This window comes from Spiroplasma endosymbiont of Dasysyrphus albostriatus (genome assembly GCF_964019495.1).
GTDB lineage: Bacteria > Bacillota_I > Bacilli_A > Mycoplasmatales > VBWQ01 > Spiroplasma_E.
The window spans coordinates 451,587-464,307 of record NZ_OZ026447.1; the positions used below are offsets into that span (position 1 = coordinate 451,587).

The window sequence follows — 12,721 nt, forward strand, 5'->3', positions numbered from 1 at the left end:
GAAAATAATGAAAATTAAAGATTTAGATAATATTAAAAACAAAGAAACATATTTTATTCCATATGAACAAAAGACTAAAAATGCATATTTTGTTTATTTGGCAATATCAATAGTTCTTTTTTTATCAGTTTTTATTTTTTCTTTATTTGCTACTATTAATGTATCAAAATATAAATTATATAATGTAAAACTTACTGATTTTAATTATCCTATTTTGAATTTATTTTATGCTCCAATTGTTTGTTTAATTGCAATTATTGTAAGTATGATTTTATTAATATTTGCTCCTAGAGTAAGTATTGTCTCTTCAAAGTATAGCAGTAGAATGTTTTATACTGCTTTTTGATTATTAATTCTTAGTGTAATGTTAAGTTCAGAAGTACAATTAACTTATATTTCACAATCTGGAATATTGTATAATGAAAATTATCATTGAATTAATCCAATTATTGCAAGAATATTTATTATTTTTAGTCTTTTTTTAATTTTGATTACACAACTATTTTTTTGAATTATGCGTAGAAAGTTTACATTTATGAACTCAGATTATGAAATTTATACTACTAGAAGTATGGAAAAAAAACAAAGACGAATTAGAAAACAAGAATTAAAAAAAATTAAAAAACAAGAAAAGGAATTTAGTAAAAAAACTTTGAATATTAAATAAAGGGGGGCAGATTTATGAGAATTCGTAATTGGTGGTTTATTAGTTTTTATTTATTATTAAGCACATTTATTATTTATGAATTATTTTTTTTAATTGCTTTGTCAAAAAATACAGCTTTAAAAGATTTATATTATTATGGTTTTCAAATTGCAGAACCTTCACCAAGTTTTAATCCTTCAAGTTATACTGCAATTTATTATTTACAAGTAATAGGTTTATTTGTAAGCAGTTTCGGTTTGATTAGTTGTATTTTTACGGCAAGAGTTTTTCTTGAAAAATCTCCTCGTTTTAAATTTGTATTTTTAGTTGTAAACTTTATAATTTTTGTTGTTGGATTTTTGATAAGTTTTTCTGGTCAATTGCTTTATTGTGAATGAAGTAATGATAGTGCACAAATAATACCTAATAGAGGAGGAACGATTGAAGTACCAAGCTTTTATTATAGAAATTGAGTTTCTTCAACTATTGTTTGATCAATTTTTGGTTTTTATTTTGCATTACTTGTTGCAGCAGTTATTTTATTACTTAAATTAAATTTAATTAATGTTCAAACATATCACTTTTATCGTCAACGTATTGAAGCAGCAATTGATTTTGAACCAGAATTAAAACAACCATTACCAAGTTCTAATGAATTTGATCCAAATGATACACAGACTATTACAATTTTTCTTGATGAAGAAGTAAATGAAAAATTACAATCAAAAACTAATCGTAAAAAAGCATTGAAATCCTCTAAAAATAATAAAAAAAAATTAAATTCTAAAAATAAGACTAATAAAGTAGAAAAAAAAGTTAATAAGATTAAAAAATCTTAAATTAAATAAAGATGGTGAAAATATGAAAATTCGTGTACGATATGCACCTAGTCCTACTGGGTATTTACATATTGGTGGTGCTAGAACAGCATTATTTAATTATTTATTTGCAAAAAATAACAAAGGAGATTTTATAGTTAGAATTGAAGATACTGATTTAGAACGTAATATTGAAGATGGAATTAGTTCACAATTAGATAATTTACGTTGAATGGGAATAATTCCTGATGAAACTATTGATTTACCAGGTAAATATGGTCCTTATAAACAAACTGAACGTTTAAATATATATATTCAACATGCATTAATACTAATAAAAGAAAAAAAAGCATATTATTGTTTTTGTACACCTCAATATCTAGAAGAAATGCGTAAGAAACAAGCAGATAAAAATATTTTAGCTTTCCAGTATGATGGAACATGTTCAAAATTAGAGCAGTCTGTAATTGAAGAAAATTTACAAAATAAAATTTCATATGCTATTAGAGTTAAAATACCCACTAATAAAAGTTATAAAATTAAAGATTTAGTTCGTGGTAATGTTGAATTTAATTCACTAGACTTAGGAGATTATATTATTATTAAATCAAATGGAGTGGCTACTTATAATTTTGCTGTTGTTATTGATGATCATTTAATGGAAATAAGTCATGTTTTTCGTGGTGAAGAACATTTGTCAAATACACCAAAACAATTAGTTATTTATGAATATTTTAATTGGAAAATTCCAATTTTTGCCCACTTAACATTAATTGTTAATAATAAACGTAAAAAATTATCAAAACGTGATGGTAGCATTATCCAATTTATTCATCAATATCGTAAAGAAGGATATTTGCCAGAAGCAATTTTTAATTTTATTGCTTTATTAGGATGAAGTTCGCATGAAGAAAAAGAAATTTACACTAAAGAACAATTAATTAAATTATTTACCCCAAAATATTTAAGTAAAGCACCAAGTATGTTTGATCCAGAAAAATTAGTGTGAATGAATAATTATTATATTAAAAGATTAAATGTTGAACAATACTTAGATTTAGTTACACCTTTTATTAAAGAAAAATATAATTGAAATAGCAAAACTATTGAATGATGAAAAGAAGTATTATTAATTTATCAATCACAGTTAGAATATGGTAGTCAAATTAATGAATTGGTAAGTTTATTTTTTAAAAATAATTTTAAGGTAGATATAGAAGCAAAGACTTTTTTGAATGATAATGAATGTAACTTAGTTTGTACAGCATTTATTAAAAAGATTATTGATTGTAAAAATTGAACTAGTGATAATATTAAAAACATTATTAATGAAGTTAAAAAAGAAACTAATGTTAACGGTAAATTATTATTTATGCCAATTAGAATTATTACAACAGGACAAATGCATGGACCTGATTTAGTTAGCACCATTAAACTATTAGGTTATGATACCATTATTAATAATGTGAAATTAAATTTTAAATATTAAAGAAAAATAAATATTATTACTTATACTAGAAAATATAATATTTGCTTTTGTTATAAATAAAAATTATAAAATTGTTCTTTTTACTCAAAATAATTACTAAAATAGAAGAAAAATTTTATATTATGTTACTATTAAAATAAAAAATTAATAATACCTAAAATTTATAAGATATTAATGAGAGGTTAAAATTTATGTCAAGCAATAATTATAAAGTAACTTTTATTCGTGACGCTATACACAAAAATATTAATATCAGCGAACCTGTTATTCAGGCATTAATATCTTGTAAAGAATTTCAAAGATTAAGATGAATTAATCAACTTGGTGGTGTGCAAATTGCTTTTCCTAATGCAACTCATACTAGATATGTTCATAGTATCGGTGTTTACCATATATTAAATCGTGTTCTTAGTGAAGTTGAAGGCTCTTCTTTATTAACTAAAGAGGAAAAAACAAACATTAAAATTGCTGGTTTATTACATGATTTAGGACACGGTCCTTTTTCACACACTTTTGAAAAAATCATAAACCTTAATGTTAATAAAAAAGAAAATTTTACTCATGAAGATTATACTTGTGCTATTATTAATGATAATAGTACTGAAATTAACATGATTTTAAAACAATTTAATATTAATATTAATGCTATTATTGGTATCCTTAAGAAGGATTATAAAAATTATCCTAAATATCAAATTCAATTGGTATCATCGCAATTAGATTGTGATCGTATTGATTATTTAATGCGTGATGGATATTTTACAGGAGTTGGTTATGGAAGTATTGATATTGATTGAATTATTACGAATATGATAATTGATATTAAAGAGGGTTTAGTTTTTTCATACAAGGCAATTTCTGCTATTGAAAATTATTTAATCACAAGGTTCCATATGTATTCTCAAGTTTATTATCATAAAAGTGGAATTCTTTTTGATCTTAATTTACAAAAATTATTTTCAAGAATAACTGAATTATATTTTGATAAAACTTATTCATTTAAAGTCAATATTCATGATTTTATTGCTATTTTTGAGGGAAAAAGCGTTGAAATACAAACATATTTAAATTGAACAGATGCTACTTTAATTAAGTTAATGCAAGATATTATTAATTTTGAAAAAGATAATGAGTTAGTAAAAATATCAAAAGTAATTTTATTTTGTTTTAACTGAGAAAATGAATTGTTGTTATTAACAAGTCAAAATAACACTAATGTTATTGGCGTTAAACAAGATTTAAAAAATGTACTTTATTATTTTAAAAAAGATCCAATTATTATTAAAACAAAAAACGAAGAATATATTACTTTAGAAAAAATCTCACAAATTTTGCAAGATCCAATTAAAGCACCAAATACAATTTATTTTTTAAAAAAGAAATAGAAATTTAAAAGTATTATAAAATGAGGTAATTATGAAAATTTTAAAATCAATTAATAAAGTTTTTGAGTATCCAAATATTTTAGATTTAACGCCAGGAGATTTTTACTTAAATTCACATGAGTATCATTTAGCAACGCAAGAAGTAATAGTGATATTGGGTGTATTAATTAATAAAGAAAAAATTGAAAATGCTATTAAAACTTTAAATTTTACTTGAATAAATTTTAAAGAAAAAGTAATTGTTTATTTTTCTATTTTTGCCTACCTTATAATAGGTAATGAATATAATGATTTAAAATCAGTTAAAATAAATCAAATTAAATTTAAAGATAATACGTTAAAAATTAAATTTAAAGAAACATTACTTACAATGATTAATAAATTTCCAAGAACTTTGCATTTAACTAATGTTTTGGGTAATGATAATGATCGCGCTAATATGTATGCAGTTAACGCTATTTTAAATATTAAAAAAGGGATTGGATATGATAATTTTCATATTACTCTTTTTTCAGTATATCAATCGTTAGAATTAAAATTAAAGCATTGTTTAAGAAAATATATTCAAGTTGAACCTTCAGCTAGTAAGAAAAAATTTAATTTTCATAATTTAATACGATTGATTAAATTAATTAGTACTACAAGAGTTGAAAGTGAGGAAATGAGTAAAATATTATTAAACTTAAGAGAACGTTTGCGTTATTTTGAACAAATTAATCCTGGCGGTCAAGCAGCAAGATATGAAGCTGAGATAAATCATAATTATTTTCATAATTTAAATTCGTATATAATTAATGAACAAGAATTACTAAGTAATTTTGTCAAGGCTTTAAGTTTATTACAAGAATTATATTTAAAATTAATAGAATTATATAAAGATGATAATACTAAAGTTAAAATGCAAAAAAAAATTGATTTAGAATTAGTTAAAGTTTCAGGAATTAAAATCGAAGATGATCCAAAAAAAATTAATGATAAATTAAGAAATGTGCTTGATAATCAAATTTTTGGTAACTATCAAGAATTAATTGATTTAAATTACAATGATGTTGCTATTTTGGAATTTTTAATCAGAATTGGATTTATACAGTATGTTAATGATACAATTGAACAACTTTTATAAAAAAGTATTTATTTTTACTTTTTTATATGATATAAATTAAATTTATGAGTATAATATTTTAGATATTGAAAGGGGTCTGAACTGTGGACAGTTATGTTATTAATGAACTCACTACTATTATTCTTGATGCAGTAGCATTTGCAAATTATGAAATAGAATTGAATCAGGTTGTTATTGAAATTAATAAAAATAATGACTTAGGTGATTATTCTACATCAATAGCAATGATATTAGCAAAAAAATATAAACAAAAACCATTAGACATTGCTGAAATTATAGTTAAAAATATTCATCAGAAACACCCATTAATTAAAAAAATTGATTATATTACTCCTGGTTTTATTAATATTAATATTAATGTTGAAGTATTTAGTTTGTTATTAATGAAAATTATTAATGAGAAATCATTATATGGTCAATCTAATAAAAAAAATATTACTTATAATATTGAATTTATTAGTGCTAATCCAACCGGACTTTTACATTTAGGACATGCACGAAATGCGGCTATTGGTGATAGTTTAGCTAATATATTAGAACATAGAGGATATAATATAGTTAGAGAATACTATATTAATGATGCTGGTAATCAAATTAATGTTTTGGCCAATTCAATTTTCATAAATTATCAAAATCTTTGTGGCAATGCTGTTGAATTACCAAAAGAAAGTTATCGTGGTTCTGAAATTTTAGCTGCTGCACAATCATTTTTGAAATTAAATGGTAATAAATTTGCAAATAAACCTTTTGATGAAACTTCTTCTTTAATTTTTAAAGAATTTGGTATTAATTATATGCTTTCAGAAATTAAAAAAGATTTAAAAAAATTTAAAGTTAAAATTAATATTTGATTTTCTGAATCATTTTTATATAAAGAAAATATTATTTCTAATTTAATCAAACAATTTGAAATGCAAGGCAATACTTATCAACTTGATGGTGCTATTTTTTTAAAAACTACTTTATTTGAAGATGATAAAGATCGTGTAATTGTTAAGAAAGACAAAACTTATACATATATGCTTCCTGACTTAGCTTATCATCATATTAAATTTCAACGTAGTGATGTGTTAATTAATATTTGAGGAGCAGATCATTATGGCTATATTCCAAGAATTAAAGCGGGATTATATATGCTTAATAATGATGCCACTAAACTTGATATTTTATGTATGCAAATGGTAAAGGTTATTGATAATGGTAAAGAACAAAAAATGTCAAAAAGAGCAGGAACATCAATAACTTTAAGACATATGATAGATTTAATTGGAAAGGATGCTTTACGTTATTTTTTAGTATCAAGATCAGTTGAATCACATCTTGATATTGATTTAGCACTTGCTAAACAACAATCTAACGAAAATCCTGTTTATTATGCTCAATATGTTCATGCGCGTATAAATCAAATTATAGAGAATTATCCAAAATTTGAAATTGCAAATAGTATTAATTTATTAACAGAACAAAAGGAAAAAGAATTATTGATTACATTAGATGAATATATAATTATTTTGCAAAAAATTGAAAAACAGCATCAACCACATTTGCTTACAAATTATATTCAAAAATTAGCTAAGTTATTTCATTCTTATTATAATAAACATAAAGTTATTAGTGAAGATCAACAATTAACAATTCAACGATTAACATTAGTTTTAGCAATAAAACAAATAATGGCAAATGCTTTAAATTTAATTGGTGTGGATGCGCCTAAAAAGATGTAAAAAATATATTTTTTATTATTTATAATATACAATTTAGAAGGTGATTAAGAAATGCAAAACAAACAAACATTAGTAGAAGTAGCATATAGTTTTTTATGCAAAAAGAAAAAAAGCAGTTTTAATGAAATTTGAACACATGTTAAAAAACAATGTAATATTTCTAAAGAAGATGAAGAAAAAATTGCTGGTGAACTTTATACTGGAATTATTTTAAATACCAATTTTTTCTTAAAAAATGATAAACTTTGATATCCACGTAATGAAGTCTCATTAGAGGAAATTAAAGAACATATGACAAGAGTAGAAATTCCAAGTAATACAAAAGAAGAAATTGATAGTACTGAAACAGTTACAGATAATGATGAAACTATAGATTTAAGTGAAGACGTAGAAGATGAAGATGATGATTTAAATACCATTAGTATTCAACCATTAGAAGATAGTTATCATGATGAATAATAATGATATTATTAATTAATATTTAGGAGAAAACTAATGAATTCAAAGTATATATTTATTACTGGTGGTGTTGTATCATCTTTAGGTAAAGGAATTACAGCAGCATCGCTTGGGCGTATATTAAAGCAAAAAAATATTAAGATTTTTATGCAAAAATTTGACCCTTATATTAATGTTGATCCAGGTACTATGAGTCCTTATCAACATGGTGAAGTATATGTAACTAGTGATGGTGCTGAAACTGATTTAGATTTAGGTCATTATGAACGTTTTATTGATGAAAATCTGACTAGAGACTCCAATATTACTGCCGGAAAAGTATACCAAACTGTTTTAAAAAAGGAACGCGATGGTTTTTATGAAGGGAAAACTGTACAAGTTGTACCACATGTTACTGATGAAATTAAAAAACATATTTTTAATTCCGCAATTAATAGTAAGGCTGATGTTATTATTACCGAAATTGGTGGAACAGTTGGTGATATTGAATCATTAGCTTTTATTGAAGCCATTAGACAAGTTAAAAACGAAAAAGGTCATGAAAATGTTATTGTTATTCATACTACATTAATTCCTTATTTACATTCGGTTGGTGAATTTAAAACGAAACCCAGTCAACATTCAGTAAAAGAAATATTATCATTAGGTATTCAACCTGATATTTTGGTTTGTCGTAGTGAAACTATGCCACCTGATCATATTTTTGATAAATTATCTTTATTTTGTAATATTAAACGCAGGCATGTTTTAGCAATTCCTGATTGTGATAATATTTATAAAGTGCCATTATCTTTAGAACAACAAAAAATTGATGAAGTAGTTTCAGAATTATTAAAATTAAATAAAACTAAACCAGATATGTCAGAATGACATACAATTGTTAAAAAGTTAGATAATATTAATCAAGAAGTTACTGTTGGTATTGTGGCAAAATATTCGAATTTAAGTGATGCTTACTTATCAGTAATTGAATCATTGAAAATTGCAGGTTATAGTCTTAATACTAAAGTTAATTATAAAATTATTAACGCTGAAAGTTTAGATAGTAAAAACATTAATTCTATGCTTTCTCCTTTCCAAGCAATAATTGTTCCTGGTGGCTTTGGTAATCGTGGTGTTGAAGGTAAAATCAATGCAATTAATTATACTCGAGTTAATAAAGTTCCTTTCTTAGGATTATGTTTAGGTATGCAGTTAGCTTGTATTGAATATGCTCGTAATGTATGTAATTTACAAGATGCTAATTCTACTGAATTTAATGAAAAAACTAAAAATCCTATTTTTGATTTATTACGTGGTAAAAATAAAAATGATCAAATCGGGGGAACTTTAAGATTGGGTAATTATCCAACCACTTTAATTAATGATTCATTAGCAAAATCTCTTTATAAACAAACGATTATTATTGAACGTCATCGTCATCGTTATGAATTTAATAATAGTTATAAAACATTACTTGCAAAAAATGGATTAATTTTTAGTGGTATATATAATAAAGAAGATTTGGTAGAAATGATTGAGTTGCCAAAAGAAGTACATCCATTCTTTATTGCAAGTCAGTTTCATCCTGAGTTCACATCAAGAATTAATAAACCAAATCCTTTATTTTTAGGATTAATTAAAAGTATTATTAAAAAATAATGATAAAGTAAGAAAATTTAATTTTAAAATTGTTATAATTTTTATGAATTGTATATTCTCAAAATATATATGCAAATAGATTTTTTATGAAAATATATAATATAAGGTTATAATATTTTAAGAAAGAAGGAAAAGAAATGAATAAATTTGTTAGTGCAAAAAATATGATTGATAAAGCAAAAGCAGGTAAATATGCCGTTGCTCACTTTAATATTAATAATTTAGAATGAACAAGATCTATTCTTGAAGTTGCACAAGAAACTAAATCATCTGTTATTTTAGGTGTTTCAGAAGGTGCTATTAAATACATGGGTGGATTTAACACAGTTGCTAGTATGACTTTAGCGTTATTGAATGATTTAAATATTACTATTCCAGTGGCATTACATTTAGATCATGGTCAATCAGTAGATTCTTGTAAGAAAGCATTAGATGCTGGTTTTAGTTCTGTTATGTTTGATGGTTCTCATTTAGATTTTAATGAAAATATAAAAGGTACCAAAGAAGTAGTTGCTTATGCTAAGAAAAGAAATGCATCTGTTGAAGCAGAAGCAGGGACTATTGGTGGTGAAGAAGATGGAGTTATTGGTAGTGGTGAGATTGCTAGTGAGGAAGATTGTAAATCATTAGCAGCTTTAGGAATTGACTTTTTAGCAGCCGGAATAAATAATATTCATGGAAAGTATCCTAAAAATTGAGATGGTTTAAATTTTGATGTGTTAAAAAATTTATCAGTAGCTTCAAATAAGCCAATGGTATTACATGGTGGTTCTGGAATTCCAAAAGATCAGGTTAAAAAAGCTATTAATTTAGGAATTAGTAAAATTAATGTTAATACTGAATTACAAGAAGTGTTCGCCGCAGCTATTGAAAAATATGTTACGGAAGGAAAACTTAATGAAGATAAAGGGTTTGATCCTAGAAAAATTTTTAAGCCAGGAATGGAAGCAATTAAACTTAAAGCTAAAGAATTATTAACAGAATTTGGTTCATTAGGAAAATCTTAAATATGAAAATTACTTTTATTATCAATAACTTGTGATATTTTTTCATTACTTAAAATATCAATTATTACTTCAGCCTTAATAGCAACTTTCGCGTCTAACATATGACCACCAATTACGTTAAAATTATCATCACCAAAAGTAGTATGGCAATGAATAATTGGTTTATTTCTATCTTTTTCATCTCAAATGATTGTTCCAATTGTTGATAACAATTCATATTGTTCAAGAAAAGTTTTTTTTACATAATCAGTACTTTTTTTAGGAATATAGCCTAAAGTGACATTAGTAATAGCACCAATCATTTGGAATTGTGCCATTCCTATGTTTTCTTTAATAGCAAATTGCTCTAAAGTTTTAATAATCATTTCATCTTTTTCAATAATTAATGCATACTTATTTCCGATCATTTTTTTAATTTTCATAATAAGAATCTCACCTTTCTTTTAGCAGTATTTTAACATATTTATTAATAGCAATAATGATTAAATTTGATTATTATAGGAAAAAATATTTTTCTTTTTGTAATAAAAATTATTTTAAAAAGAAAATATATTAATTTTAAAATTAATAGGTATAATAAAACTAATATTTAAACTAAGGAAGTGATAAAGTTGAAAACTAATGGTTTAGTAATTGCTATTGGTAATGATCATACCGCTTATGAATTTAAACAACCAATTATTAAATTTTTACATACAGAAGGCTATCAAATTTTAGATTTAGGAACAAATAGCAGTGAGCCTGTTGATTATCCTAATTTTGGTTTTAATGTTGCTAATGCTATTGTTAGTAAAAAAGCAGATTTTGGTATTGTAATTTGTGGTACTGGTATTGGTATTAGCATTGCTACCAATCGTATTAATGGTGTTCGTTGTGCCCTTTGCTATGAAGAAGAAACAGTAAGATTGGCAAGGCTTCATAATGACGCTAATGTTTTAGCACTAGGTGCTAGAATTATTTCTGATTATAAAGCAGTAGAACTTGTGAAATTATTTTTAAATACTAAAACAAGTGATGAAAAAAGACATCAATTAAGAGTTGCAAAACTAAAATAATTTTACTATTAAATTATTAAAGAGAGGATGTTTAAAAATGGATAAATCTTTTAATAAGGGTCTTGACCCAGAATTAAAAAAAATTGTGAAAGATGAATGACAACGTCAACAAAATCATATTGAATTAATAGCTTCAGAAAACTATGTATCACCAGCTGTACTTACACTTGCTGGAACAATATTAACTAATAAGTATGCAGAAGGTTATCCTGGCAGAAGATATTATAATGGTTGCGAAAATGTTGATAAAATTGAAAATTTGGCAATAGAGCGTTTTAAACAATTATTTAATTGTAATCATAAACCAGGTCAATGTAAAAAAGGTAATTTTCATGCTAATGTACAACCTCATTCTGGTAGTCAAGCTAATGCTGAAGCATATGCTGCTATATTACGTCCAGGTGATACTATTCTTGGTATGGAACTTGATGCCGGTGGTCATTTAACTCATGGTTATAAAATTAATTTTTCTGGTAAAATTTATCACGGTGTTAATTATGGTGTAAGTAAAAAGGATGAATATTTAGATTATGATGAAATTTTAAAAATTGCTAAAGAATGTAAACCAAAAATTATTGTAGCAGGAGCTAGTGCTTATTCAAGACTTATTGATTGATCAAAGTTTCGTAAAATTGCCGATACTGTTGGAGCATATTTAATGGTTGATATGGCGCATATTGCTGGATTAATTGCTGCTGGATTACATCAAAATCCTATTTGTTATGCTGATATTACAACAACAACAACTCATAAAACATTAAGAGGACCACGCGGTGGTGCTATTCTTTGCACCGAAGAATTAAAAAAGAAAATTGATAGTGCGGTATTTCCCGGTAATCAAGGTGGGCCATTGGAACATATTATTGCAGCAAAAGCACAAGCTTTTTATGAAGCATTAACGCCAGAATTTAAAACTTATCAAATGCAAGTAATTAAAAATGCTCAAGCATTAGCGAAAACTTTTCTTGATGCAAAATTTCATGTAGTGGCGGGTGGCACTGATAATCATTTATTAACTGTTAATGTTACTAATATTAACGGTTTAAATGGTAAAGAAGCTGTTGATATTTTAGAAAAGATTAATATTGTTGCTAATAAGAATGGTGTTCCCTTTGATCCTTTACCAGCTGTTATTACTAGTGGTGTTCGTTTTGGTAGTCCAGCAATGACAACGAGAGGTTTTAAAGAAGAGCAGTTTATTGAATTAGGAAAGATTATTATTAGTGCTTGAAAATTACCTAAGGGTATTAATGATGATGGTTTAAATGAATTAAGAAAAAAAGTTGATATGCTTTTAAATAAATTTCCCATTTATGAAGATATAAAATTACCTCAATAATAAAATAATTATTTTATGTTTGGAATATGAAAATA

12 protein-coding genes are annotated in these 12,721 nt (G+C 24.8%); 11 read left to right on the plus strand and 1 reads right to left on the minus strand.

Annotated features, from left to right (window positions below; all coding sequences use genetic code 4):
* Nucleotides 1-7: 7 nt before the first annotated feature.
* The 9 genes from AACL11_RS02770 (at nt 8) to fba (ending at nt 10,292) form a co-directional block, all read left to right on the plus strand.
* Nucleotides 8-667 carry a hypothetical protein gene (locus tag AACL11_RS02770; protein WP_338988083.1) on the plus strand — a complete coding sequence of 220 codons (660 nt, stop codon included), beginning with the start codon at nt 8-10 and terminating at the stop codon, nt 665-667.
* A gap of 14 nt (nt 668-681) precedes the next feature.
* The gene (locus AACL11_RS02775; RefSeq protein ID WP_338988084.1) at nt 682-1,485 is read left to right on the plus strand and encodes a hypothetical protein; all 804 of its coding nucleotides are present in this window, start codon (nt 682-684) and stop codon (nt 1,483-1,485) included.
* Nucleotides 1,486-1,507: 22 nt separating this feature from the next.
* On the plus strand, nt 1,508-2,953 hold the full coding sequence (gene gltX, locus AACL11_RS02780; RefSeq protein WP_338988085.1) for a glutamate--tRNA ligase: 1,446 nt from the start codon (nt 1,508-1,510) through the stop codon (nt 2,951-2,953).
* A gap of 191 nt (nt 2,954-3,144) precedes the next feature.
* Nucleotides 3,145-4,338, plus strand: a complete 1,194-nt coding sequence (locus tag AACL11_RS02785; RefSeq protein ID WP_338988086.1) for an HD domain-containing protein — start codon at nt 3,145-3,147, stop codon at nt 4,336-4,338.
* A 31-nt stretch (nt 4,339-4,369) separates the two neighbouring features.
* Nucleotides 4,370-5,461 (plus strand): hypothetical protein, encoded by a 1,092-nt coding sequence (locus AACL11_RS02790; RefSeq protein WP_252319787.1) that lies wholly within the window; start codon nt 4,370-4,372, stop codon nt 5,459-5,461.
* A gap of 83 nt (nt 5,462-5,544) precedes the next feature.
* Nucleotides 5,545-7,185, plus strand: coding sequence for an arginine--tRNA ligase (argS, locus tag AACL11_RS02795; RefSeq protein WP_338988087.1), 1,641 nt, complete (start codon nt 5,545-5,547; stop codon nt 7,183-7,185).
* Nucleotides 7,186-7,236: 51 nt separating this feature from the next.
* Nucleotides 7,237-7,644, plus strand: coding sequence for a DNA-directed RNA polymerase subunit delta (rpoE, locus tag AACL11_RS02800; protein ID WP_338988088.1), 408 nt, complete (start codon nt 7,237-7,239; stop codon nt 7,642-7,644).
* Nucleotides 7,645-7,680: 36 nt separating this feature from the next.
* A complete protein-coding gene (locus AACL11_RS02805; RefSeq protein WP_252319791.1) occupies nt 7,681-9,285 on the plus strand; it encodes a CTP synthase in 1,605 nt (534 codons plus the stop codon).
* A gap of 137 nt (nt 9,286-9,422) precedes the next feature.
* Nucleotides 9,423-10,292: a class II fructose-1,6-bisphosphate aldolase gene (gene fba / locus AACL11_RS02810; protein WP_252319793.1), complete on the plus strand. Its 870-nt coding sequence runs from the start codon at nt 9,423-9,425 to the stop codon at nt 10,290-10,292.
* Here fba and AACL11_RS02815 read toward each other — a convergent pair.
* On the minus strand, nt 10,289-10,714 hold the full coding sequence (locus AACL11_RS02815; RefSeq protein WP_338988089.1) for a PPC domain-containing DNA-binding protein: 426 nt from the start codon (nt 10,712-10,714) through the stop codon (nt 10,289-10,291). The genes fba and AACL11_RS02815 overlap by 4 nt on opposite strands.
* A gap of 204 nt (nt 10,715-10,918) precedes the next feature.
* On the opposite strand from AACL11_RS02815, the gene rpiB reads away from it, so the two are divergent.
* Together rpiB and glyA are read left to right on the plus strand one after the other, a co-directional pair.
* Nucleotides 10,919-11,347, plus strand: coding sequence for a ribose 5-phosphate isomerase B (gene rpiB / locus AACL11_RS02820; protein WP_174480264.1), 429 nt, complete (start codon nt 10,919-10,921; stop codon nt 11,345-11,347).
* A 37-nt stretch (nt 11,348-11,384) separates the two neighbouring features.
* Nucleotides 11,385-12,686, plus strand: coding sequence for a serine hydroxymethyltransferase (glyA, locus tag AACL11_RS02825; protein WP_252319797.1), 1,302 nt, complete (start codon nt 11,385-11,387; stop codon nt 12,684-12,686).
* Nucleotides 12,687-12,721 lie beyond the last annotated feature (35 nt).